23 protein-coding genes and 1 tRNA gene are annotated in these 25,772 nt (G+C 47.6%); 9 read left to right on the forward strand and 15 right to left on the reverse strand.

What is annotated here, in order from left to right:
• Window positions 1-111: 111 nt before the first annotated feature.
• The 3 genes from fadJ to ACF8OF_RS16050 all read right to left on the reverse strand — a co-directional run bounded on the left by fadJ (window position 112) and on the right by ACF8OF_RS16050 (window position 4,078).
• Window positions 112-2,265, reverse strand: a complete 2,154-nt coding sequence (gene fadJ / locus ACF8OF_RS16040) for a fatty acid oxidation complex subunit alpha FadJ (RefSeq protein WP_392497127.1) — start codon at window positions 2,263-2,265, stop codon at window positions 112-114.
• Window positions 2,266-2,277: 12 nt separating this feature from the next.
• The gene (gene fadI / locus ACF8OF_RS16045) at window positions 2,278-3,570 is read right to left on the reverse strand and encodes an acetyl-CoA C-acyltransferase FadI (RefSeq protein ID WP_392497128.1); all 1,293 of its coding nucleotides are present in this window, start codon (window positions 3,568-3,570) and stop codon (window positions 2,278-2,280) included.
• A 211-nt stretch (window positions 3,571-3,781) separates the two neighbouring features.
• On the reverse strand, window positions 3,782-4,078 hold the full coding sequence (locus tag ACF8OF_RS16050) for a DUF406 family protein (RefSeq protein WP_025154911.1): 297 nt from the start codon (window positions 4,076-4,078) through the stop codon (window positions 3,782-3,784).
• 338 nt (window positions 4,079-4,416) lie between these two features.
• Here ACF8OF_RS16050 and fadL point away from each other — a divergent pair, with 338 nt between their 5' ends.
• A complete protein-coding gene (fadL, locus tag ACF8OF_RS16055; protein WP_392497129.1) occupies window positions 4,417-5,757 on the forward strand; it encodes a long-chain fatty acid transporter FadL in 1,341 nt (446 codons plus the stop codon).
• A gap of 73 nt (window positions 5,758-5,830) precedes the next feature.
• Here fadL and mlaA read toward each other — a convergent pair whose 3' ends face one another.
• Window positions 5,831-6,589, reverse strand: a complete 759-nt coding sequence (gene mlaA, locus ACF8OF_RS16060; RefSeq protein WP_274369828.1) for a phospholipid-binding lipoprotein MlaA — start codon at window positions 6,587-6,589, stop codon at window positions 5,831-5,833.
• 182 nt (window positions 6,590-6,771) lie between these two features.
• On the opposite strand from mlaA, the gene proC reads away from it, so the two are divergent.
• Window positions 6,772-7,581, forward strand: a complete 810-nt coding sequence (gene proC, locus ACF8OF_RS16065; RefSeq protein ID WP_279800378.1) for a pyrroline-5-carboxylate reductase — start codon at window positions 6,772-6,774, stop codon at window positions 7,579-7,581.
• Window positions 7,582-7,646: 65 nt separating this feature from the next.
• Here proC and ACF8OF_RS16070 read toward each other — a convergent pair whose 3' ends face one another.
• Window positions 7,647-8,981, reverse strand: a complete 1,335-nt coding sequence (locus tag ACF8OF_RS16070; RefSeq protein WP_392497359.1) for a D-serine ammonia-lyase — start codon at window positions 8,979-8,981, stop codon at window positions 7,647-7,649.
• A 12-nt stretch (window positions 8,982-8,993) separates the two neighbouring features.
• Entirely contained in the window at window positions 8,994-10,331 is a 1,338-nt protein-coding gene (dsdX, locus tag ACF8OF_RS16075; protein ID WP_392497130.1) for a D-serine transporter DsdX, read from the reverse strand.
• Between the two features lie 217 nt (window positions 10,332-10,548).
• On the opposite strand from dsdX, the gene dsdC reads away from it, so the two are divergent.
• From dsdC to ACF8OF_RS16090, 3 genes are all read left to right on the forward strand, one after another.
• Window positions 10,549-11,514: a DNA-binding transcriptional regulator DsdC gene (gene dsdC / locus ACF8OF_RS16080; protein WP_392497131.1), complete on the forward strand. Its 966-nt coding sequence runs from the start codon at window positions 10,549-10,551 to the stop codon at window positions 11,512-11,514.
• Window positions 11,515-11,700: 186 nt separating this feature from the next.
• Window positions 11,701-11,775, forward strand: a tRNA-Arg gene (locus ACF8OF_RS16085).
• 183 nt (window positions 11,776-11,958) lie between these two features.
• On the forward strand, window positions 11,959-12,165 hold the full coding sequence (locus tag ACF8OF_RS16090; protein ID WP_262860054.1) for a thiamine biosynthesis protein ApbE: 207 nt from the start codon (window positions 11,959-11,961) through the stop codon (window positions 12,163-12,165).
• 319 nt (window positions 12,166-12,484) lie between these two features.
• On the opposite strand, the gene ACF8OF_RS16095 is transcribed toward ACF8OF_RS16090, so the two are convergent.
• Window positions 12,485-12,736 carry a hypothetical protein gene (locus ACF8OF_RS16095; protein WP_262881907.1) on the reverse strand — a complete coding sequence of 84 codons (252 nt, stop codon included), beginning with the start codon at window positions 12,734-12,736 and terminating at the stop codon, window positions 12,485-12,487.
• Between the two features lie 430 nt (window positions 12,737-13,166).
• Here ACF8OF_RS16095 and nlpA point away from each other — a divergent pair, with 430 nt between their 5' ends.
• From nlpA to ACF8OF_RS16110, 3 genes are all read left to right on the forward strand, one after another.
• Window positions 13,167-13,982, forward strand: coding sequence for a lipoprotein NlpA (gene nlpA, locus ACF8OF_RS16100; RefSeq protein ID WP_262864504.1), 816 nt, complete (start codon window positions 13,167-13,169; stop codon window positions 13,980-13,982).
• 256 nt (window positions 13,983-14,238) lie between these two features.
• Window positions 14,239-14,412 carry a hypothetical protein gene (locus ACF8OF_RS16105; protein ID WP_392497132.1) on the forward strand — a complete coding sequence of 58 codons (174 nt, stop codon included), beginning with the start codon at window positions 14,239-14,241 and terminating at the stop codon, window positions 14,410-14,412.
• Between the two features lie 242 nt (window positions 14,413-14,654).
• The gene (locus ACF8OF_RS16110; RefSeq protein WP_392497133.1) at window positions 14,655-14,873 is read left to right on the forward strand and encodes a hypothetical protein; all 219 of its coding nucleotides are present in this window, start codon (window positions 14,655-14,657) and stop codon (window positions 14,871-14,873) included.
• Between the two features lie 365 nt (window positions 14,874-15,238).
• Here the strand turns inward: ACF8OF_RS16110 and ACF8OF_RS16115 are convergent, their stop codons facing one another.
• Together ACF8OF_RS16115 and ACF8OF_RS16120 are read right to left on the reverse strand one after the other, a co-directional pair.
• Complete coding sequence (locus tag ACF8OF_RS16115; RefSeq protein ID WP_279800387.1) at window positions 15,239-16,045, reverse strand: sulfite exporter TauE/SafE family protein; 807 nt, start codon at window positions 16,043-16,045, stop codon at window positions 15,239-15,241.
• Window positions 16,046-16,200: 155 nt separating this feature from the next.
• Window positions 16,201-16,419 carry a hypothetical protein gene (locus ACF8OF_RS16120; RefSeq protein WP_392497134.1) on the reverse strand — a complete coding sequence of 73 codons (219 nt, stop codon included), beginning with the start codon at window positions 16,417-16,419 and terminating at the stop codon, window positions 16,201-16,203.
• Window positions 16,420-16,507: 88 nt separating this feature from the next.
• Between ACF8OF_RS16120 and nqrE the strand changes: the two genes are divergently transcribed.
• Window positions 16,508-17,107 carry an NADH:ubiquinone reductase (Na(+)-transporting) subunit E gene (gene nqrE, locus ACF8OF_RS16125; RefSeq protein ID WP_025155046.1) on the forward strand — a complete coding sequence of 200 codons (600 nt, stop codon included), beginning with the start codon at window positions 16,508-16,510 and terminating at the stop codon, window positions 17,105-17,107.
• Between the two features lie 67 nt (window positions 17,108-17,174).
• Here nqrE and ACF8OF_RS16130 read toward each other — a convergent pair whose 3' ends face one another.
• The 6 genes from ACF8OF_RS16130 to ACF8OF_RS16155 form a co-directional block, all read right to left on the reverse strand.
• Window positions 17,175-17,360, reverse strand: coding sequence for a YegP family protein (locus tag ACF8OF_RS16130; RefSeq protein ID WP_262860059.1), 186 nt, complete (start codon window positions 17,358-17,360; stop codon window positions 17,175-17,177).
• A gap of 118 nt (window positions 17,361-17,478) precedes the next feature.
• Window positions 17,479-17,967: a GNAT family N-acetyltransferase gene (locus ACF8OF_RS16135; protein WP_262860060.1), complete on the reverse strand. Its 489-nt coding sequence runs from the start codon at window positions 17,965-17,967 to the stop codon at window positions 17,479-17,481.
• A gap of 68 nt (window positions 17,968-18,035) precedes the next feature.
• Window positions 18,036-18,257, reverse strand: coding sequence for a YdcH family protein (locus ACF8OF_RS16140; protein WP_025155049.1), 222 nt, complete (start codon window positions 18,255-18,257; stop codon window positions 18,036-18,038).
• 153 nt (window positions 18,258-18,410) lie between these two features.
• A complete protein-coding gene (locus ACF8OF_RS16145; RefSeq protein WP_392497135.1) occupies window positions 18,411-18,806 on the reverse strand; it encodes a hypothetical protein in 396 nt (131 codons plus the stop codon).
• Window positions 18,807-19,284: 478 nt separating this feature from the next.
• Window positions 19,285-24,252, reverse strand: coding sequence for an RHS repeat domain-containing protein (locus ACF8OF_RS16150; RefSeq protein WP_392497136.1), 4,968 nt, complete (start codon window positions 24,250-24,252; stop codon window positions 19,285-19,287).
• Window positions 24,253-24,385: 133 nt separating this feature from the next.
• Window positions 24,386-25,633, reverse strand: a complete 1,248-nt coding sequence (locus ACF8OF_RS16155) for a hypothetical protein (RefSeq protein WP_392497137.1) — start codon at window positions 25,631-25,633, stop codon at window positions 24,386-24,388.
• Window positions 25,634-25,772: the final 139 nt, after the last annotated feature.

Genomic DNA, 25,772 nt, shown 5'->3' on the forward strand with positions numbered 1-25,772 from the left:
TTAATCATAATTAAAATGATTCAGCACAGAGATAAACCTGAATTTTGTTCAGAACCTGTTCAGGGAAATGAAACAACCGCCCCGTGTTCCCGGTGACTTCACCGCACTTTCTCAGTAAAAACGGCGGTTATCCGCAGCCCGTTGCTGTAATGCCTCACACGGTGTGAAGCGATCACCGTAACGGGCAGCCAGTGCCGTCAGTTTTTCAGTCATAACGACCGCTGACATACTGTCCATATAGTAAAACGGTCCGCCGAGGAATGGCGGAAATCCGATACCAAATACCGCACCGATATCCCCGTCTGCCGGTGAACGGATGACCTGTTCATCCAGCACTCTTACAGCCTCATTAAGCATCATCATCAGGCAGCGTTCCGTGATCTCCTGTGGTGTCAGACGCTCCTGTACGGTGATACCCAGCAGCGGGTAAATCGCTTTATCCGCCTTACGCGGCGCTTTGCGGCCACCGCGTTTCCACCACGGCAATGGCGTGTAATCATAAAATCCGCGTTTATTTTTCCTGCCCAGCCGGTTGTCACGAAAAAGCGCATCCAGCTGCGGTGGCAGTGCAAACCGCTCACCAAATGCGGCCTCCAGTACCGGCATAATTTTCGTGCCGACATCAATGCCCACTTCGTCCAGCAGTGCTACCGGACCGACAGGAAAACCGAAATCAGTCAGCGCGTTATCAATTTTTTCCGGCGGTTCACCTTCAGTCAGACAACGCAGCGCTTCCGTAATATAAGGCGCCAGAATCCGGTTAACATAAAACCCCGCTTTATCACCGACCACAATCGCTGTTTTTCCCTGTCTGCGCGCCAGTTGCAGCGTGGTTGCCAGTGTCACGGCATCTGTGCCTTCATGGGGAATAATTTCCGCCAGCGGCATTTTTTCTGCCGGGCTGAAATAATGTAAGCCAATCACTTTTTCAGGCCGTGATGCCTTCGCGGCAATATCACGGATTGGCAGTGATGAAGTATTTGAGGCAAAAATAGTATCCGGTGATGTCACTGTCTCGATCTCAGCAATCATCTGTTGCTTCAGTGCCAAAGATTCAAAAACAGCTTCCGCCACAAAATCAATATGATGGAATCCCCGGTAATCCGTGGTGCCGGTCATACCACTTATCAACTGTGTCCGCTCACGCGAAGAAAGCCGCCTGCGTTTCACCTGTTTGCTCAGGTGCTGCCAGAAAAAAGCCAGTGCTTTATTTGCCCCTTCCTGCGAAACATCTTTGATTCTGACCGGTAACCCCGCCCGCTGACGGGTAATCGTGGCAATTCCCGCGCCCATCAGCCCGCCGCCCAGCACCGCCACATGATGCAGTTCTGCAGGTTTTACCCCATCGGCAGACTCTTTTTTCAGTGCGGTCGAGGCAAAAAAGAGATGACGGAGTGCAGCGGATACCGGAGTGACTGCCAGTTTACCGAATGCAGCGGCTTCTGCTTTAAACCCGGCCTCACGGCCTTTTTCAAGACCACACTGCACCACATCAATAATCTGTCCGGCTGCAGGGTAATGTCCGCCACTGCGGCGGCGAACCTGTTTGCGGGTCATACGGAAGATGATATCCCGCAGCCCCTTCATTTTTTCCGCCTTATGCCGGAAAGGTACCGGAGCCCGCTGTGCAGGATTTGCCGACAAGGCACGGGCCACCGCGGTTTCCAGTAAAATGTCCGGCGGAACAATATCATCAGCCAGGCGCATTTTAACCGCCTGTTTTGCCCGCAACTGCCGCCCGGTCAGCATCATATCCAGTGCAGCCACCAGCCCGACCAAAGCAGGAAGACGTTGTGTACCACCGGAACCGGGTAACAGCCCCAGCTGAACTTCGGGCAGCCCGAGCCGTGTTTTATCGCTGTCAGTGACAACACGGCTGTGACAAGCCATCGCCAGTTCCAGCCCGCCGCCGAGACAACTACCGTGAATCGCCGCCACCACCGGCAGCGGATAGTTTTCAATCAGATTAAATAACCGCTGCCCGGATTCCGACAGTGCCTGCGCCTGTGCGGCTTCTGTACATCCGGCTATCATATGAATGTCCGCACCGGCGATAAACGTATCCGGCTTACCGGAGATAATCACCATTGCCCGTAACCCCGGGATTTGCCGGGCATCACGCAGTACGGCCTCAAACTGTGCGGCAAACTCTGCCTTCAGGGTATTCACTTTTTCACCCGGAACATCAATCGTGATGACCCCGGTGTGATCCGGACGCACAGTCAGGCGGAAGGCGGAAGGTGTTTCATCATGTTGTGTCATCATCAGTCTCCCGTCTTATTCTGTTTCCCAGATCATCGCCACGCCGAGTCCACCCGCCGCACAGGCCGTGGTCATTGCAAAACCGCCGCCCCGCCGCTGTAACTCGCGTAATGTCTGCGTCACCATCCGGGCACCGGTAGCCGCAAAAGGATGCCCGTAAGCAATTGACCCGCCAAGTACATTAAACCGCGCCGGGTCCACTTCACCCATTGCCGATGTCCGGTTGAGTTTTTCGCGGGCAAAGTCCCCGCTGGCAAAACAGTGCAGGTTAGTCAGAACCTGGGCTGCAAACGCTTCATGCATATCAATCAGTGTCAGGTCAGATAATGTCAGGCCCGCGCGATCAAGTGCCAGCGGTGCGGCATACGACGGCCCCAGCAGCATATCTTCCTGCACTGCATTGCCCGTAAATGCATAACTGCGCAGAAAACCCAGCGGTGTCAGCCCGAGTTCACGGGCGCGGGTTTCAGTCATCATCAGTACGGCTGCTGCGCCGTCTGTCAGTGGTGTGCTGTTTGCCGCGGTCACCGTGCCGTGACGTTTATCAAATGCCGGTTTCAGTTGTGCATAGCTGCCGGGCAGTGAATTTTTCCGTAACGTATTATCTTCTTCACAAACCCGGCTGAACGGCGGGAAGCGGGCTGTCATCACCTCATCGCGCAGGACACCGGATGTCCACGCCTGTGTGGCGGCCTGATGTGAGTGATGGGCAAATGTATCCTGTGCCTGACGGCTGATATGGTAACGTTTTGCCATCTGTTCGGCGGTATCCCCCAGGCGCAGGCCGGTGGAGTATTCCGCCACCGCCGGGGCAACAGGCAGGAGGTCACGCGGCCGCAATGAGGCCAGCAACCGGAGTTGCTGCGATAATTTCCGGGCTTTACTGAGATCCAGCAATACTCCCGCCAGTTTGCGCGACACGCCAATCGGGAGCACAGAGGCGGAATCTGCCCCGCCTGCAACAGCTATCTGATTTTGTCCGCACTGTATCGCCTGTGCCGCATTAGCAATGGCCTGAAAACTGGTGGCACAGGCGCGGGTCACTGAATACGCATCAGTAGTTACCGGCAACCCGGTGCTGAGCACAATTTCACGGGCAATATTGGGCGCAGCAGGCATCTGGATCACCTGACCGAAAACGACAAGGTCAACCAATTCTGCCGGAAACGACTGGCGAAAAAGAAGTTCCTGCACTACCGCCCGGCCAAGTTCAACCGCAGGGATATCACGGTATACCGTGGATTGCCGTGCAAACGGTGTCCGTAATCCGTCAATAATTGCAATGCGTTCTGCCTGTGCCTGCTTCATTCGTTCATCCTTACATGATGAGAGGTTATCACGAACTGCCGGTGGTCTGACCTGCTGGTATTGTTAACATCGTGTTGCATTCACGCAATACGGATAACTGAAAACTGCGAGGTGGCTCAGGGAAATAAACTTTTTATAACAAAAAATCGATAAAAAAAGGCCCCCGTATTCACCGGAGGCCTGAATTCAGTTTGCGTATTATTCTGATGAATTAACGCAGACCCAGTTCAAAGATCAGTGTTTCAGCCTGGCAGCTGAAAGTAAAATCCGCTTTCAGCTCAACGCCGTCAGCGGTTTCTTTATATTCGCTGTGGATTTTGCATGGTTCAGATGCTGCTGCATTTGCTTTGGCAGTCAGTGCTGCCATCATCTGCTCAGCGTCTGCTTTAGATGCAAATACGCGCTCGAAAGAAGAGGTGCAGCTTTCGTTATCAATAATCGTGCCTACATCCACACAGCAGCATGCTGCGGTTTCTTCTGCGCTGCACAGTTTTTTTTCGTCAGCCATTTCAGTCTCCCGTTAGTTAAAAATAGCCTGCAGTCTTAGTACTGAATCATACCATTTATCAAAGTAAACCATAAAAATTCAATCTATTGTTTGATCTACTCGGGCTAAAGCTACTTTTTGCGCTCAAAAATCACGTTGTTGTTAAATTTTTGTTATCTAAATCGCATTTTTACATCTCAAACCGCTTATCTTCATACAAAAAAATAACATTTCGGCGTGCTGATTCTATACTCTGTCAACTGGTCTGATTTGTCATATCAACAAGCAAACATACAATCCAGCGCTACTTCTAACTACCAAAGTAGTACATAAACAAAATAAACAAGAGGGTTTTGGTCATGAACCAGAAAAACCTGTTCACTCGTTCAGCATTAGCAGTGGCAGTTTCATTAACAGCAACTCAGGCTTTTGCGGCGGGTTTTCAATTAAATGAGTATTCCACGTCTGCACTCGGACGTGCGTTTTCAGGGGAAGGTGCCGTGGCAGACGATGCCAGCGTCGGCAGCCGCAACCCGGCAGCAATGACATTATTTGATCGCCCGTCCATGTCCGCCGGTGCGATCATGATCAATCCGTCAGTGGATATCAGCGGCAAGTCCCCGCTGACCGGTAACAGCACGGATGCCAAAGATATCGCACCAAGCGCGGTAGTCCCGAATCTGCATTTTATTATGCCGATTAATGAAAAATGGTCAGTCGGTGCATCAACCACCACAAACTTCGGTCTGGCGACAGAGTTTAAAGATAACTACTCCGCCGGTGCTATCGGCGGCAAAACCGATCTCGTTACTGCCAACTTTAACGTGGCCGGTGCTTACCGTCTGAATGACAATTTCAGCTTTGGTCTGGGATTGAATGCGGTTTACGCTGATGCGGAAATTTCGCGTCATACTGGTGAGCTGGGCCAGGTTGCTGCAGGGCTGACCAAAAATCCTGCATTAGCAAAAATTCCGGCAAACTCTAACCTCGCCAAACTGAAAGGTGACGGCTGGGGTTACGGCTGGAATGCGGGGATGTTATATGAGCTGGATAAAGATAACCGTTTCAGTCTGACATATCGCTCTAAAGTCACTGTGAAATTTAAAGACGGTGATTTCACCCAAAACATTCCGGGTCTTATTGACCGCTCCACCAAAGGTAAACTGGATCTGAATTTACCGGATATCTGGGAATTCTCCGCTTATCACCGCGTTGCACCAAAATGGGCGGTTCATTATACCTTTGCTTACACCGGCTGGGATTCATTCCAGGAGCTGAAAGCGACAGATAAAGGTAACGACAGCGTTCTGTTTGAAAAGCATGAAGGTTTCAAAAATGCCTACCGCGTAGCATTAGGTACCACTTATTATCATGATGATAACTGGACCTTCCGTGGTGGTATTGCCTTTGATGACAGCCCGGTCCCGGCAAACAGCCGCTCTATCTCTATTCCGGACCAGGATCGTATCTGGTTCAGCCTGGGCTCAACCTACGCCTTCAACAAAGATGCGTCTGTTGATGTTGGTGTTGCCTATATGCACGGGCGTAAAGTTAATATCTCTGAGCCACTGATGAGTAAAGATCAGCTTGCAGCTATCGGTGGCAAATTGGGTAACCCTAACCTGCAAATGCCAAACTACGAATTCAACTCCTCCGGTAAAGCCTGGTTATACGGCGTTAACTTTAACTACAGCTTCTGATTTTCCGGGCTGAATGCATAAAAAAAGTTCTGGTCAGTGACCAGAACTTTTTTATTTGTCTGCCACCAGCACATTATTCGCTGTCGATAGAATCCAGGTCATCCGCAATCGCTGCCGCATTCGGGTTTTCCTGCACTTTCAGTGCTCCGCCGGAGGCCAGGAAGTCATTGCGCTGGAAGTAGGCTTCACGCATCATCAGATACGGATCACTGGAGTTATGCAGCACCCCTTCCGCATCCAGTGCCTGTGCACGGTTATCGATACCTTCAATAGCCCATTTACCGACGCCCATCCAGATAGTCAGATAACTCAGCATAGGATATGTGGTATCCAGCCAGTCACCGCCGTCCACACGCGGTGTCCAGCCGCCATAGCCCGGGATAACCACATAAGGCCCGTACCCGACCCCGTAGTTTCCTAAGGTATTACCAAAACGGGCCGGTTCTGTTTTTGCCAGTTCCGGGTTTGCCATTGACGCAACATCAATCAGACCGCCCAGACCAAAGACCGTGTTGAGGAAGAAGCGGTTAAAATGTTTAAATCCCTGGTAGAAATCGCCGCGCAGAAAGTTATTGACCATACTGGCCGGTTCTTCGAGGTTACCGAGGAAATTAATCGTGCCGTTACGCGCCGGTGTCGGCACATAATCACGCCAGGCCACTGCCACCGGTCTGAGCACGTAAGGATCCAGCACGTTATAGTTAAAATTGAACATTGAGCGGTTAAATCCTTCGAGCGGATCACTGCGCGTTCCCGGTGTCTGATCCGAACTTGCGCACCCGCCAATCAGCAGCACCGCAGCAAGTGTCAGGCCACTTACCTGATACTTCATATGTTTCTCCATGCCAAAACGTGAGCACCATTTACCGTTTCACGTATCTATAATAAGTCAATATTACCCGGATTTTGTATATTTGTGTATGTAAATCATGCCGAAATTACCGGGTTACCCCGATGGCACAGAGTGGTATCCTGCTTTTACGGTCAGTCTTTATCAGCAATACAGGAGCCATCATGAATAAAAAAATCGGATTTATTGGTTGCGGGAATATGGGGAAAGCCATCCTTAACGGCCTGATTTCAGGAAAAATTATTTCTCCCGATACTGTTTTTGTGCATAACCACAGCCCGGCCAGTACAGACCGCGTGGCTCAGGAATTCGGTGTTCACGGCGAAGCACAGGCTCAGCGGGTGGCGGAACAATCCGATATTATTTTTATAGGTGTAAAGCCTTATGCCGTTCCCGGTGTACTGCGTGATATTTCCCCTTGTCTGAAAGCAGATACCCTGATTGTTTCGGTGGCCGCCGGTGTCACACTGGAAGCTCTGGAAGCCGCCCTGCCGCCATCCGCTAAAGTGGTCCGTCTGATGCCGAATACCCCTGCACTGGTCAATGCCGGGATGACATCCGTTACCGTGAATGCTTATCTGACAGATGATGAAACGGAGCTGGTAATGTCATTATGCCGCAGTTTCGGACGCGCCGAATTAGTGCCGGAATCGCTGATTGATGCGGTGATTGGTGTCAGCGGTTCCTCACCGGCTTATGTTTTTATGTTTATTGAAGCAATGGCGGACGCCGCGGTAGCAAGCGGTATGCCGCGCAAACAAGCCTATGAGTTTGCGGCACAGGCGGTTATGGGGGCGGCAAAAATGGTTCTCGAAACCGGCAAACATCCGGGTGAACTGAAAGATATGGTCTGCTCGCCGGGCGGTACCACAATTGAAGCGGTCACCAAACTGGAAGAAATGGGTTTACGTCAGGCGGTGATAGCCGGTGTCCGCAGTGCGACAGAAAAGTCACAGGAAATGAGCCGTAAATAATCACCTGATACCGGGCCCGGCAATCATCCTGCCGGTCCCGGTCTGTTCAGCAGCTCACTACCTTGTCAGTTACCTTTGGCCTGTGATAAATATTTCTGCATCTCATCTTCAGGAACCATGCCGCCGCCGGTTGCCCAGACCAGATGTGAGGCATTCGCCATCACTTCCGGTGTCAGCGCGTTAGCCTGTAAATAGGCTTCATTCCGGGTCACATGCACACAACCGGGCATGCCCGCTAACGCGGAAGGCTCCAGCTTGATAGCTTCCGTCTGATCAAGCAATCCTAACAGGTTATACATTTCTGCATCGTCAATGGTGTAATAACCGTCGATCAGCCGTTCCATGGCCCGGCCGACAAATCCGGATGCCCGGCCGACCGCGAGACCATCTGCCGCAGTAATATTATCAATACCGATTTCCTGAACAGAGACGGCATCATGAAGACCGGTATGCACCCCGAGCAACATGCAGGGTGAATGCGTCGGTTCCGCAAAGAAACAATGCACCGCATCACCAAATGCCAGTTTCAATCCGAAGGCAACACCACCGGGGCCCCCGCCGACACCGCAGGGCAAATACACAAACAGCGGATGCTGCTCATCAACGGTAATTCCTTTTTCAGCAAATTGCTTTTTCAGCCGCAGACCTGCCACCGCATAGCCTAAAAAGAGTGTGGAGGAGTTTTCATCATCAATAAAGAAGCAGGACGGATCTTTTTCTGCCTCTTTGCGCCCCTGCTCCACCGCAATACTGTAATCCTGTTCATATTCAACAACATTGACACCATGAGAACGTAATTTGTCTTTTTTCCATTGTCTGGCATCCGCAGACATATGCACACTGACACTGAAACCCAGCTTCGCGCTCATAATGCCGATGGACATCCCTAAATTACCGGTTGATCCGACGGCAATACGATACTGACTGAAAAACTGCCTGAACTCATCGGAGAATAGCACCGCATAATCATCACCGGTTGACAGCAACCCGGCGTCCAGCGCTAATTTTTCCGCATGAGTCAGCACTTCATAGATCCCGCCGCGCGCTTTTATTGAACCGGAGATCGGCAGATGACTGTCTTTCTTGAGATACATTTTCCCTGCCAGCGGCGTCTGATAGCGCGCAGCAAGAGCCGCCTGCATATCAGGAATCGCTGCCGTCTCAGATTCAATGATCCCCTGCGTGGCCTGCGTTTCAGGAAATGCTTTCATCAGATACGGCGCAAAGCGGCTTAAGCGGGCTTGCGCATCCTTCACATCCTCAAGCGTCAATCCCACATACGGTAATCCCGCTTCCGTGGTGGTTACGCCGGGGTTAAACCAGGCCACCGGTGTTAAATCAATCAGTTCCTGAATCAATGGATAGTCAGCAATTAACTTTTCAATATTAATCTGAGTCATCATTACTCTCTTTTAAATCACATAGGAAAGTGCAAAAGTGCCGGTCAGCGCGACAACGGACGCAATCAGCGTGGCGACACTGTAATAACGGAATGTTTCCGCCAGCGTGGCATTACAATATTGTTTAACCAGCCAGAATAAGGAATCAGTCACAATGGTGCAGCAGATTGCCCCGGAGCCGATCGCCAGCGTCATAATTTCAGGGCTGATGTGCGGATACAGCGGCATCAGCGGAGCGACTATTGCGGTCGCCCCCATCATGGCGACCGTTGCTGATCCGACTGCAGCATGAAGAATGATAGCCACCAGCCAGGCCAGTAAAATCGGATGTATATCGATACCGGACAGCACCAGCGCCAGAGAATCACTCAGCCCGCTGCCTTTCAGGATGCCGTTAAATGCACCTCCCGCCCCGATAATCAATAAGATATTCGCAATCGAGCTAAAGCTCTCTTCCGTTTTACTGAGCAGCGTACTCATTCCCATATTACGGCGGATACCCAAGACGTAATAAGCAGCAAACGCGGCGATAAACATGGCGGTTATCGGATTACCGATAAACTGTAAAAAGGTGAATAACGGGTTATCTTTGCTCATGTTTAAATCGGCGGTTGTTTTAACCAGCATGAGCACAATCGGCAGCAGAACCGTAAATAACGCCGCGCCTAATGAGGGTAACTCTTTCTCTTCACGCACTTTCAGATCAGCAAATGCAGCCGGTACAACTTTGAACGGTAAACGATCCCCCAAAAATTTCAGAAACAGCGGTCCGCCAATCAGTGAAGCAACCAGTCCCACCGCTAACCCTGCCACAATAACCGTTCCGATGTCAGCGCCGAGTTCATTGGTGACAAACAACGCAGCGGGATGCGGCGGAATAATGCAGTGTACGGCCATCAGCGCCGTACATAACGGGATCGCCAGTTTTAATAATGAGGTATTTGTTTTTTTGGCAATCGAAAATGCCAGCGGGATCAGTAATACAACCCCGACCTCAACAAACAGCGTGATACCGCAGATAAGGCCGATCAATATCATAGTGACATCGGGACTTAACCAGCGGCACTTTTCCAGCGTAATCCCGATTCGCTCAGCAGCGCCGGATATTTCCATCATCTTTCCGAGTATCGTTCCCAGTCCGATAATAGCCGCCAAAAATCCGAGTGTCCCGCCAATCCCGTTTTCGATGGCGCTGACCATATCCTGCGGTTCCATATTCATGGCAATGCCGACAAAAAAGCTGGTGAGCAATAATGCTAAAAACGGGTGAAACTTAAATTTAATAATTGAAATAATGATCAGCAAGATACTGAAAATCAGCGTGCCGATCATCCACATGACAGAGTCCATATCCTACCCCTGATTATATTGTTGTTGTGCATTTATTGGATAATAAATATTCAGGGGTGACAAACGATGAAACCAGGGCTTTGAATTAGCTGCATTAACTCAAATGCGTGACATTCGTCAAAATCAGTGCTTTTTTCGTGAATTGCATCATATAAATTCACCTTAAACGCGGTATTCTTTATACAAAAAACATCCTGAGTAATAAAAGAGAGGGGCTATGTCATCGGAGATAAGCCGGTATGAATCGTCAGGATCCCTGCGGCGCAACAAACGGGTATCAAGTCATCAGCTGTCACGCCTGCATACTTTCGAAGCGGCGGCACGGCACAGTTCATTTGCTCTGGCAGCACAGGAACTGGCACTGACGCCCGGCGCGGTAAGTCACCGGATCAACACCCTCGAAAATGAGCTGGGCTTCCGGTTATTTGAGCGTTTTCACCGGCGGGTTGAACTCACATCAGACGGTGAACGCATCTACTGGGCATTACGGAAAAACCTGGATGACATTAATCAGGAAATCATTGATATCAAAAATCAGGAAATCTCCGGTAAGTTAACCGTCTATTCCCGCCCGTCACTGGCGCAATGCTGGCTGATTCCCGGGATCGCGGATTTCACAGAGCAGTACCCTGCTATTCAGCTGAATCTGCTGACAGGTAATGATGATGTCAATTTTCGCGGCTATGGTATTGATATCGCAATTTATTACGATGATATATCAAGACCTAATCTCTATTGCGACGATTTGATGTCAGAATCGATCGTGCCGGTATGCAGCCCGGAATATGCAAAGCGTTATGATCTGTATAACAATCTTCATCAGCTCAGGAACTGCATGTTATTGCATGACCGCCAGGCATGGAGCAGTAACTCGGATTACGATGAATGGAAAGCCTGGAGTGAACACTATCAGCCTGATTTGTTCCCTCACCGGCGCAATCTGTGTTTTGATCGTTCAGATTTGGCGATTGTGGCGGCAATGAACCATGCCGGTGTCGCGATGGGACGTAAACAACTGGTGGAAAAACGTATTCAGAGCAGGATGCTGGTAATGCCCTTCGGCGATATTTCACTGACATGCAGGCAGCGATATTACTTTGCGATGCTTGGTGACAGGCGAAACCCGAAAGCCGATATTTTTATTTCGTGGCTGAAACAAAAGGTTACGAAGACATTACCATAAATACAATCAAACACCCTGGTCCCGGATGCACTCAATCAGTACATCCTGGACCGGCGCACCCCATAAAAAATGCACCGGTAACCGGAAACAGAGAAAAAACAAAGCGGAAATAAAGACTTGATAGAATACGGGGTTGAGCGTTAACATATGACCCGCCGCAAAACCGGTCATACAATCAGATATCATGTCCTCTTAGTTAAATGGATATAACAAGCCCCTCCTAAGGGCTAATTGCAGGTTCGATTCCTGCAGGGGACACCAAGACCGGATAACCTCGCATTACCCTCCGTTACCAACACCCCTTGGAAAATCAGCACGTCACAGTATTCACTGTTACCGGTCATCACCACACATTACCTGACTGAACCGCAAAATAGTTTTTATTTCATCTTTTTACTCTGATAGCATCAGGCTTTGATACTTTGCAATATAGGGTTAATTGACATGCACAAGACCGGAACATTATTAATTATCGTACCTTTTCTTTTGGCTGCCGGATGCTCATCAAAAATCAAACACCAAACCGATCAGGATGCATGCGTAATAAAAATGGATACTCCGGAAGGGAACCAGCCGGGCAAAATAGACCAGGTTGACGGAAACAGCCCTGAGTGTAAAGCTATCGAAAAATCAATAAATAAAGCCATTTAACTTATTTATCATAAACATCAAAACCACGGGTTATTTAACCCGGTTACGTATCCGCACCAAACCGCTATAGCATGATCATCTGTTGTTCAGGATAACCAACCGGGTATACGCATACAAATGTGCTAATTATTTCAGAAAAAAAGCAACCTCACCCGCTGCTCCCGGAATCATTTTTTATGGATTTAGTCTGCGTAAAGACGAAAAGAAAGGATCGTGTTATTTTCCCTTAACGGAGAATGCAATGAAAAACCTCCGGTCTTATCTCTGAACAGACGACCAATGGACAGAGTCACAAAAGCACTCTCCGTCAGCCGCAGAATTACCCGACCGAATGCAGTTTGACGTGTGATCCGAGATATTCCCGCTTACGCTGGTTATCCGCCGCTTTGTAGCATTCCGGATACAGCGCCGCGATCTCGGCCATTAATTGTGCTGGTGTGTTAACTGATTCAATTTTGGATGCAAGAGCCAGTGCCATATCAAAAGCGACTCGCTCTACCGGATTATATTTTGGTGAAAAGATTTTATTTGGCATATTGTTGCTCCGTTTTTCGTTGATAAATAACAACATGCATTACTTATCATTATACAGGCTTCCGGAATGAGTATATCGGAATCTCGTAGTCTGAACAGATCAGTAACTGCGTATTTGTTCAATACAACGGCTGTTTTCCGGTTTGCTATATTCTTTTTTTCTCACCGGGATAACTTTTGGGTATGAATGTGCCCTCTGTCACATTTTGTCATGATTTGCTGACAAATCCCGATAATACATTAACCAGAATTTAAAAAGCCGGACACTACTACACATCCGCTCCGGTATAGTGAGTTCATCCAAGTAGAGAGTACCCTGAAGAAATGTTGTGATTATGCCCGCGGATTGCGGGCTTTTTTTTATTTCTGTCAAGATGAAATTTTTGCATCACCCTTCCCGTTGACCTTTCTTTCATTTTGCCGCTATTTACTGATACATACTTTCAGTAAACAGAATGGTGAACATAATGAAAAAGCAATTCTCTCTGTTTTTTTCCGGTGCCGTTTTAGCACTGGGATTTTTACTGTCAGGTTGTGATAAGGGCGCAACTGACATGACAAAAATTAAAGTCGGTGTGATTAATGGCGCCGAGCAGGATGTGGCGGAGGTCGCGAAAAAAGTGGCCAAAGAAAAATACGGGCTGGATGTCGAACTGGTCGGTTTCAGTGGTTCATTGCTACCGAATGATCCGACCGCCAATGGCGATCTCGATGCCAACGTCTTCCAGCATCGTCCTTTCCTGGCTCAGGATAATAATGCCAGAGGTTATAACCTGGTCGCCGTGGCAAATACCTTTGTATTTCCGATGGCCGGTTATTCCGATAAAATCAAAAATATCAGTGAATTAAAAACCGGTGATACCATTGCCATGCCGAATGACCCGACAAACCTGGGTCGCGCATTATTATTAATGGAAAAAGAGAAGCTGATTACATTAAAATCCGGCACCGGTTTATTACCTACCGCGCTGGATATTACCGAAAATCCGCTGAAACTGAATATCATGGAGCTGGAAGGCGCTCAGTTACCCCGTGTGATTAAAGATCCGAAAGTCACAGCAGCGATTATCAGTACCACCTATATTCAGCAGACCGGTTTATCACCGGTAAAAGACAGTGTATTTATCGAAGATAAAGAATCACCGTACGTCAATATTATTGTGACCCGTGAAGATAATAAAGATGCGGAGAATGTACAAAAATTTATTAAAGCCTATCAGTCACCGGAAGTCGCCAAAGCAGCGGAAACGCTGTTTAACGGCGGAGCCGTTCCCGGCTGGTAATCTGAATAATACCATGCCGGAGAGTCTCCGGCACGGTAACTCATACCTCATTTAATCCCCGGCGTAGTACTGAACCCGATAGCACCTGATCCCAGTGCCGATTTTTTATTTAACCTTTCACAGTATTCCTCTGCGGAAAAAAGAAAATGAAGACTCCCTTAATTCTTTATGATGAACCGGATTAATTCAATTTAAGCTATTAATTACTATTTTTTCTGATAATAGTCATAACACCGGTACTGTAAAGGATAAAACAATGAATACAAATCAGAGTGATATCGATAAAGCTGCAGCAAAGATCATCAAAGGCATGGAGCGTATCAACCGCTTTGCGGATAATTACACAGCATATCTTTCAGAAAAAGACAAGACGCAACTGGTCAGGCTGACAGAAGAATTGCAAATAAAGCTTAACCGGGGTCCATCATGAATTTATTTTCTGTTGATGATTCGTTTAAATTCAAAAACAAACAAGCACAACAATATGATTTTAAAATAAAAATCACTGATTCTTAACTATAGTAAAATATCAGGATTTGTCAGTTTTTTGGAGATTTGAAAATATTACCGCTGTTTATGTATATCCCGTTGTGCGGCAAAAAAAACAGGAATATGTTTCATCCATACCCGCTGAGCAGGTATAAATACTCCCGTAATCCTGAGGATATCATAATGAAACATTCAGCCCTTATTGTTGCAACTCTGACCGGTTTATTCTCTTTCGGCGCAATGGCATCGACTCCGGCACCGGCAGTTTCAGCGGCACATTCCGGTATTACCGCCACTAAAACGGACAGCCATGCAAAAACCGTAAAACATGACGCAAAAGTAAAAAGCGAGAAAGGAAAAAAAGCGAAAAAAATTAAAGAGGAAAAACAGAGCGCAATCTGAACATTATAACGGTGCTATCCGCGGATTAAACCGGCTCCATACCGGGGCCGTAAAAAAACCTCCCGTTCATACGCGGGAGGTTTTCCTTTCTTCTTAATTACCCGTCATCAAATCACTAACGCAATAACAAAGATAATGAGCGCCATGCAGGTAAAGAAACCAATAGGGTATACCATCGTACTTTTCGTCATTGGTGACATGATCGAATCTCCTGTAAACCTTACTTAGTATCTGACAAACAAAGAACCCGCGGATATTTAAGGGTATCCTGAGATATAAGTAAAGCTGATAGATCACAAAATCACGCAGACACCCAAAATCAGTTATTTCTCCGGAAATGATTATTTTTCGGCGGAGATCCCGGGTTATTGCACCATCACCATCACCAACAGCACAAATACCAGCAGTGCCAGATAAGATTTTGCATAGAGTTTATCCGGTATCCGGCCAATCAGCGGCGCACTGATTTTCTGCCCCAGCCAGGAACCGGCAATCAGCAATATAAAAGCCTGAATATCCACATAACCGGCAAAACCGCTGCCGAATGCCGCCGTTTCATGGCGGGCCAGCAAAATGTAAGTCAGTGTGCCGGTCAGTGCCATCGGCAAAGACAGCGGATTGGCCATTGCTGCCGCCTGTGCCATTTCCGCCCCGCGACGGCGCATCAGCGGAACGGTCATTACACTGCCGCCCACGCCCAGAAACGCAGCCACCACACCAATCACTGTCCCGGCTGCCGCAGTAGCCCCCGCGGACATTGGCCTAAGATAAGACGCTGACTGCGTCATAAACCCGGGACGGAAAATGCTGTCCAGAATAGTGATAGCAAGATAAGCAATAAACAACCACTTAACCCACATTCCCTGAACAGCAATCGCCAGCAGTGCGCCTGCAACCGCCCCCGCCGCGATGTATCCCGCCAGCGGGCGCACCTGAGGCCAGTTAATCATTCCGGCACGATGCTGACGAAAGGTTGCCATTGATGCGCTGAATATCATCACTCCGGTAGATGTCGCCACTGCGATATGCATGGCCGCCGCCGCAGTATGGCTGTCCGCCGTAGTTGTTAACAATGCATAAAGCAGCGGAACAATAAAGAATCCGCCGCCGAAACCAAACAGTACCGTTGTCGAACCGACAATACAGCCACACGCCAATAAGAGTAAAAACACAATACCTGCCCCGCTGAACATAATCGTTACTCATACTATAAACAGCAAACGGGCAATCTGCTTTTGCGTGCGGGACAACCGGTATTGTATTTCAGCCAGGATGAGGTTCTCAGGAAAGATAAACGTCTGAATTCCGGATAAGCAGAAAACAGAGATTAACAGCAGTCTGACAGCGATTTAATCAGATACAGCTCTCCTGACACAGTACACTTTTCAAAAATAATATAATCAGGATAAATTTCGTTTTTAATCCAGATTCTTACACTGAAAAAATGATTATTCTCCGCGATATCATAATCGGACAAGTCTGCAGATAAATCAGGGAAATAATGGTTAACAAGCGCTGCTGCGCATTTATTTTTGACTAATTTCATGACATCACCTCATTTAACAGGGAATGCACTTTATTTAATGTACTGTTTTTATTAAAATAATCAATCAAAATATAATAAAGGAGGGGCAATGATAGAAAATCATCTTAATATCTTCATAAAAGCAGCGTTTATTGAGAACATGGCCCTGAGTTTTTTCCTCGGAATGTGTACTTTCCTTGCCGTATCCAAAGAGGTTAATACCTCTTTTAAACTCGGTCTGACCGTTGTTTTTCTGCTGACTGTTGCCACACCGATCAACAACCTGATCTATCATTACCTGCTGTCTGATGGTGCAATTATTGAGGGTATTGATCTTACTTTTCTGTCATTTGTTACCTTTATTGCTGTTTTGGCTGCTTTGGTTCAGATTCTGGAAATGTTCCTCGATAAATTCATCCCGTCCCTCTATCACTCACTTGGTGTTTTCCTGCCTCTGCTGACTATCCACTGTGCTATTTTCGGCGCCACCATCTTTATGATTGAACGGAATTATACCTTTACTGAATCCATTACATACGGTGCAGGCTGCGGAATCGGCTGGCTGCTGGCCATTACGGCTCTCGCCGGATTAAGGGAAAAAATGAAGTATTCTGATATTCCCCGGGGATTGCGCGGGCTGGGTATTACCTTTATCTCTGCAGGGCTGATGTCTCTCGGTTTTATGTCATTTTCCGGTATTTCCCTGTAACTATAAAAGGCTCACTGATATTGGCAGAGCAACCATCAGGAGCCTTCGTTTAATTTACCGGTATTGATCAGGTCAAATCTTTAATGACGTCAGAAGGACCATTTTTCTGTACAGACGCAATACCATTCAATGCCCCCTGCTTGGAGGCATACATTTCGCTGGTGGCGATAATTTCATGGTTTCCGGCTTTCAGAACAAAATAATACGGCTGCGATGTATCTTTGGTTGATTTTTTTAACTCGTAATACCCCATAACAAGCTCCTCAGTTGAAAATCATGTTAATACGGCAAATCATAATGACGGTTTCAGTATAGTCACTGATACGTAAAAACAGGAAATAAAAACCGGAAAAGATAAAGTCCGCTGATATTCAGCGGCCAATCATCAGTAAGTAAGGGGTATTATCACAGATAAAATGACCGGCCTCTTTCATACCGGATTTCAGATGAGCCCGGATCGAACGTTCATTATCCTGATGAATAAAGGCAACCGGTTTTCCGCTGTTTTCTGCACACAACCGCTGATACAGCGCCGGTAAAATTCCCTGCCCGCGATAATCCGCCGCAATACAGACCGGGCCGTAAAACCAGTTATTTTCCAGTAACTCACCGAATTGCTGTGAAATGACTGCGGTCACCGGCGATATGTGTGCGGACTGTACCGGAAAACTGAATACCACCCCGGCAATCACGTCGTTATCCTGTGCAATAATCACCGTCAGTGCCTGCGCAAACATATTTTCGACTTTTTTCAGCGGATATTCCCCCAGCAATCCCCCCTGCCGCGACTGTGCATTCTCCTGTAATAAGGCAGCAACCTGCCCGCAGTCTGTATTGACCATCTGCCGGTAACAAATCATGTTGTCCTCTCTTTTTTGTCGCTGTAAACAAAAAGCCACCGGATTAACCGATGGCATAGTAAGGAAATTCAGTCATCTTCCGGCGGATCTTTAAGAAGCTGGTGAATCTCTTCTTTAAGACGTAATTTTTGTTTTTTCAGTTCCACCACTTCCTCACTGTAGCCGCTTCTGTCGGATTTCTCCAGACGGGCAATTTCATGATCGAGTTGGTTGTGTTTATCAAACAGCGTACGAAACTGATGATTATTCTGGCGAAGATGGGAAATCAAATCACGGTATTCCGGAAACATAACAATTTACCTCCTGTCAGTGACTATATAATCATCATCTGCGATTTCAGCCTGTAAATCAAAGATCAAACGCTGAAAATTTGATATTGGTTTACGGTTTAATACCACATCCGTTTTGTACGAAGATTATGCCGCGGCCGGCCGGATAATAAATCAGGGTGCTATTGTGAAAGTCATGCGTGCTGATGGTTTTACTTCATAAGTTTGCTTTTCACTATTCCAGACAACCTCCGGGGACGTATACTGACCATAGGTATCAGAAGCAAACTCATCAGGTTTATAAGAAAAATCACTATTGATACCGGTATTTTTGCTTTCTTGCAGTCCGGCTTTAAAAATTTCATTCAGTTTATTTTGGCTTTCCTCTGCGTCCTGTTCAAATTTAGAGCGACCGGAAAGCATGTAAGACGGCTTTGCGGCCGCATTATTCATAAGATTATCGTGTGTATCGGTGGTGGCTATGGTTAATTCGGAACGCGTTTTATTTCCTGCCTCGGCACATCCGACAAGCAGGCATAATGATAAATGGGATATAACTACATAATGCATAAGGCTAATTCCTGATAATTGACCCGGCATTATTACATAAGATTATTTTATATGTAAATATAATGAAAAATAACGTACCATTACAAACTGATAATACCACCTGAGACTAAGTGAAATATAAAAGGAATTTCTCCGCCTTTTCTCATATTCATAAAACAAATAACCAACCTTGATTCATCAAGAGGATGATTGTTTTATAAAAATAATCTGTATTATTTCATAACGGTATCAGGTGACCCGGCTAATTAACCGCTACCGTTGTTTTCCTTTATCAGGAAAACTGACATAAAAAAATCGCCGGACGGCGACATTTCATCTGACGGTCCCGGCCTTCACTGATTTTTTGTTTGCGGGCTGACAAAAATATGCTGCGGAAGGCCGGTGACTGAAGGCTATCAACCGTACGGGTTGATAGCCTTCCGCCATAGCACACCCGGAAACAATCACAATCAATGTCTGATGAAAAGCAGAGACTTTGTCATTTGACCAGTGGAGGCCGTAACGCGTCCTGAGATGGCATTTTTATTCCCACGGAATCCAAAAGAGTATCCGTAATAGTCGATCTGCAAAATAGACAATCGACGATTTTATAATTTTCTCCGTTTTGTCTCAGGGTGTCTAATATATGATATAAACTGGTCGTTTTTTTTATCATAATTATATCAACTTGATCTGTGTTGGCTATACTACTCAAATCCGGAAAATTCTCCACTTCATAAAAACTCAAATAGTAATTCCTTATTTTTGATGGACTCCGAAAAGACTCACGGTGAGTAACTTGATTACTTGTTACTCTGGATATACCGGGGTCCCTCAATGCGAAATATTTATCTGCGTAAAATCTTATTTCCTGGCCTGACCGTACCGGTGTTTTACGGCTAAAAGGTGCCTGAGCGCCATGTGCAGTTATAATCACCCTATTTTCGGTGTTACCCCCACTTTTAATGAGAAAAAATGTATCAAACTCAACAATATTAGCCGAATGATTGCTGTATTTGAGTATTGTTTTTTTCATACTTCCCGCAATTTTAGCCGCAATACTTTTCCCTGTGAATCCTGTTATCGTGGCTATACCCAAAGCCAGTGATGTCACTCCCAAAGCAAACGATGCCTTCGGATAATTTTTTTGTGTGGCACCGTAGCCTATTGCCGCCACATCAGACATGACGGCTACCCCTGCCATCAGGAACGGCACTGACACCGAGCTGACCGCCACTGTGGCCGAAAAAATCGCCGCGCTTGCTGTCAGACTGCCTACCGCTGACGCTACGTACATGGACAGTCCGGCAGTAAATGCGGCAGCAAAAATACCGACAATCCCCAGGCCGATTGCTACACCGGCACCGGTTTTCATATGGCCTGACGGGTCGGTAAAATTAACCGGGTCTCCGGCACAATACGCATACGGGTTAATCCCCCCCTCACCAAACGGACTCAGGCTGTCCGGACAGTTAAAGCGCATCAGCACCGGATTATAGGCCCGGTAGCCGTTCCCCAGATGGTAACTGCCGCTCACCGGGTCACACCGCTCACCGTTAAACCCCGGCAGTAAATCAACCGGATTTCCGCTGCCATACGGTGACCAGTTATGCAGTGTTGCCCCGTCATTTTTATTCTCCGACCATATCAGGCTGCTGTTGTGGTCCGTTCCCGTCAGCGTCAGATCCCCCCCCTGACTCATACCGAGACAGTGACCGCCCCGTTTAATCAGCCGCGTCTCCTGCCGGCCTGCCGCCAGAACCTCGTTGACCAGGGTGTTCCCGCGGTAATACAGCTCCCGCACATCCCCGTCGCTGACATGCTGGCTCACCAACCGGTTGAGGGCATCATACTGATAACGGCCGCCGTTAATATTTTCTCCGCTGACCCCCTTCAGCCGCCCCGCCACATCGTAAACCAGGGTTCTGCCTGCCTCATCCTGTATCATCCTGCCGTTGGCATCATATTCCGGTTTAATCCGCGGCGGATAGGCCGCATGAGTATGTGTCACTTCTGACAGCTGAGCGGGGTCCGCGGCATTCCGGTAGTGATACACGGCGGTATCTTTACTGCCGTCCGCCAGCGTGGTGATAACCGTGATCAGATTATTTATCGCATCATACTGATACTGCTGACCTGACAGCATGTTACCGTAAGCATCCGGCGGCGGGGTGCTGCCGCTCACCCGGTAACTGACCAGACGGTGACGGCGGTCATATTCATAGTATTCATCTTTCAGCACCGTGCTGCTCTGCCGTGTGACACGCCGGCTCAGCAATCCGTTTTTCAGCCGGTGCATTTCTGTGGTCAGCGTGACGCCTTTACTGTCTGTGAGTGTCCGGCTGATTTCACGGCTGAAATCGTCATATTCAAACGCCGTGGTCAGCCGGGCGTCGCCGGCTCTGTCTGTCACAGTCTGAACGGACAGGCGCTTCAGGGCATCGTAGCCCAGCGCAACGTCAAGTTCACTGTCCTGTATTCCGGTAACCTGTCCGTATTCATCACGGGTATAACATGTCTGCGCCCCGGTAATATCCGTATAGCTGAGCGGAGCGCCGCCCAGTGTACTGGTATAGCCAGCCTGCCGCTCACAGTTCCGCCGGGTAAACCGCTCCTGAATCAGTTTGCCTGACGGTGACCAGACACAGCCGTATCCGGTATCTGCCTCGCGGGCACTTAACAGCGCGCCGGTCAGGTTATCGTTGTCATACGTCTGATTTATTCCCTCACCGCTCACACGATGGGGAACATTACCCAGCTCCGGAATATAATCATATTTCAGTGATTTCCCCGACGGAAACGTGATTTCAGCCGGCACCGGAGAGGCACCTTCATAGCGGTACCAGGTCATCCGGCCACCGCTCGTTTCACGGGTTAGCCGGTCCAGACTGTCATATTCACGCTGCCCCATGGTCAGCGTTTTTCCGTCAGTCCCCGGACCGCATACCTTAACCGCGCTGACCTGCCCGTCATCTGAAGCAGGGGCATATTCACGGGTAACCACCGTGCCGTCAGCCAGTGTCCTGGAAATTTCCCGGTCAAACAGGTCATAACAATAGGTGGTGATATTACCGTCTGTGTCTTTCTCTTCCCGCAGACGGTTCAGTCCGTCATAGACATAACTATGCTGCCCCTGCTCAGCCCCGGAGACATCCGTCATCGTTTCCTGCACCGGCAACCCGGTGATGTTATCCAGCCGGGTGCTGACAGTGCCGCTTTTTACCAAAGCCGCGCCTTCCCCGCCCTGTGAATGTGTGCGGAAAATCTGCCGGACAGGATCTGACTGTGTCAGTTCGCGGAGACTGTCTGAAAAGGCCGTTTCAGACAGATTCCCCCAGTTGTCATAATCCATGGAACCGCTGATCTTAAAGCGCCTGCCGGCATCCGTCCCGGCTGTAATCCGGTCCTGTCGCGTGCTGCTCTGTTCCTGACCGAAAGCATCATACTGTACTGAGGTAACATCAAACCATTCGTGTGTATGGTCGGTATCCAACACCTGACTGCGTACCTGACGACCGGCACCGTCGAAATAATGTTTTTCCTGATTACCGGTACTGTCCCGCAGGGTTGTGACCGGACCCTCTGCTGTGATTTCATACGTCCATACCGTAGTGTTTTCATACCCGGCGGAACCGGCATTCTCTGTCAGCGTCAGTATCCGCCCCGTTGTATCATAGGTGTAACGGGTTTCTATCCCCTGTGGTGAAACCTCAGAATGCAAAAGCCCGTTATACACAGACCGGCTCTGTGTGACAGATGACTGTAACCCGTCATAACCGGTAAAAATAACCGTTTGTGTCATCAGGCCGCTGTCGCTGACATCAGTATCAAAATCCTGTCTGCCGGTAAACGACTGCCCCCCTGCATCCGGGTTGTACCGGATATCGGTGAATGATGTGACGCGGCCATATTCTGTATTTTCGGCGTCTTCCTCATATTCCGTGGTACGTACAGATAACAGCGTATCACCGCTGAAGACGGATTCAGTGTCCTGCACCACACAGCCCGGGCTGCTGCCTAACAGGCGGTAGGTGTATGCTGTGGTTTTTTCCGGTGTGTCATCATAATCACTGTCCCGCGGTGTTACCGTCACGGATTTCAGGAACCGGACAAACCCGTTCGGTTCAGCCGGACAGTGGCCCCCGCCTTCTGCCGGATAAAATTCATAGGTAGTCAGTGTGCCGTCAGGGGCTTTCATACTGACAGGATTGCCGTGTTCATCAAATGTTGTTTCTGTCATTTCCGTACGGGTCTGCTCTGCGGCAGGCAGAGCGGTATCAGTCAGGGTAACCGTTTTCTTTGCGGGCATCTGAAACTGGGCCGGTTGCCCGTCAATAAAGACATCAGGCCTGACATAATAGGTGATATCCTCCCGGACAATACAGCTGCCTTTCCGGGTTTCCTCCGAGATTTGCAGGTGATAATTATTGTATTCCCGCTTCGTGGTGAGGGTGACACCACCACTTGAGATACTTTCCTCTGAACCGTAGGTATAATCCGTTAATGTGGTATAGATATAATCACTGTCGGCAGACCAGTCACCAAAATTGCCGTTGAAACCGAGGAAGTTTTGCGTGGTGTACGAGAAATGCCGGATTGTTTCCGGCTGTCCGGCTCCCGGATTCCGGGTATGCGTGAACACCACCGGCAAACGGGCAGTGACCTTTGATGAAGCAGGATACCTGAGCCCCTCCAGGCTGTTGTAAACAACGTCATCTGTCATACCGGTCGGGTATTTCACCCCTGTAAGCAACAGATTGTTCATTCCCGGCAGAAGATCATAACTGAAATAACACGTCAGCTTGTTACCGTCCGGTATTGTGCGGAAAATACAGTCCAGATACATCTCGTTCAGCAGTTCAAACTGAATATGGCTTTCATCTCCGGTCCCCGGCCACAGAGTGACTACAGATGCGTTTCTGCGGTAATTTACACGACACAATGTCACGGACTCATCCCTGATTTCAGACAGGCGGGGCACCTGTACGCTCCGATCCCAGGACAGATGCAGCCGCCGCCCTGCCGGAGATATGACGGTCGTGGTGACGAATGTCTCATCATCTCCGGTTTTTGTCAGTCGTTCGGTTTTACCGTCTTTCCAGAAAATGGTATACCCTTCCCCGTCTCCCTGACCATTGGTAAACATAAAACAAAAACTATTGAGTTTCTGGTTGCGTACCTTATCGGTACCGGGGCTGACCCGGTATTTTTCACCGTTACTCAGTTCCAGTAAATGAGTTCTGTTATTAAACTGTGTCAGGCTCAGGGCAAAACCGGTACCGAAACCACTGTTAATGCTGTTCAGCGATGAATAGCTCAGAGACAGGGGGAGTTCAGGGCCCAGCTGATGATTGCCGACCAGCGATGCGACGGGCAGACTAACCATAAACTGACCGGTACGCGGATCGACCCCCGTGTTCATGGCATTGATAAAGTTGGATGTCTGTGACGTAAAATTATCATTCATAATAAATACTCCTGATATAGACCGGCGTGACCGGATATAGCCAGCTATACCCGGAATTGATTATTAGGGAGAATATATTTTCAGAAAAACACAGTATAAAAAATGCTGTAAAATAAAAGATAAATAAACTTTTTTATCCTAAATCAACCTTACCCAGATTTTCATAATGTGTCCGGTCCACAAAAAAATTAATTTTAAATGTTCCTTTATTACCGTAATTATCAACTACAGAATATACTGCAGGAGAAGACTTTCCATTCCAGTGATTAGAGTAAACATTTTTCCCTGTGGGTATGCTTATTTTATGACCGACAATAGATACACCACCTCCGGAAATATTTTTAAACGGAATATTAACCTCAACCTTATATTGCCATACTGAATCAGCCAGGTGGCAAAACCCTTGCATTCCATCGCTGTCCGGTTTACCCCAAAAATACACATCATAATCCGGGTGATTCACGTTCTTACCAAACCCTTCCATTGCCGAAAGGCTTACTATCTTATCTCTGTGATCTGTTAAGATAATACCGGGCTCCTTGTGCTTATGCCATTTGGCTTCTCCATCAAGGAGTTCTTTTGATGTAATCAGGTTATCACGGGAAAAATCCACACTAATGAATTTTAACGTATCCTTTTGACCAGGATAGACCTCAACAATACTCTGGTATAAGGATGCACCATCTTCTTTAACCCAGTATTTACTGTCAGACTTATAGTCATGAACAGTAAATGTTTGCTTTCCTACAGGTGCCCAACCACTTTGTCGTAAAAATAGGTTTTTTTTCTCCGAATAATCTATTTTTGTCCTGGCATGTACATGAACATAGGCTGGCATTTTAAATACAGAACCAGACATCGTTCCTTGGGAGCCATTGATCGTATCAGTACCCTGAGATGTTGTATTAAAAACACCTACTCCGGGAATATCAACTTCAGCGGCGATTTCAATATCCTGATCAGCGGAAAAATCCGCTGCGGATACATAAAAAATAAAATCCTGCCCCGATTTTAATGAAGCAACATATTCATTTTTTGTAAAAAACATATCATAGCCGAATGCTGCAGAAAAGGCCGATTCTGTTGTTGATGAATTCCAGTAACGTACTGATGACTTCCCGTTATTCCGTGAAATTTTCTCACCCTTCTGGTAGGTAACCAAACTCAGAACCTCATTAAGCTCTTTATCCGTGATATCCAGGTCATAGTGATATGTTTCACCCTTATCTGTATATGTATCCGTGCTTTCTATATTAATGTGAATAAGTATTTTAACCTGATTTATACCATTACCGAAAATTTCAGCATTTTTAGCATCTGATCTATCATGAAACATAATTTTCAATGTTTTTAATTTATTGAATTTATCCCATACGCTCATAACAATACCTCTCTATATAACTATCTATATGATTTTAATAGACTCAATTATAACAGTACGTATCCAACTGCATTCAGATAACTAAAATTAACCGGTATTGAATACAAATACTATACTTTTTACTGCACACTTCCGGACT

The sequence above is a fragment of the Morganella sp. TYF_1 genome, from assembly GCF_043105645.1.
Classification (GTDB): domain Bacteria; phylum Pseudomonadota; class Gammaproteobacteria; order Enterobacterales; family Enterobacteriaceae; genus Morganella; species Morganella morganii_B.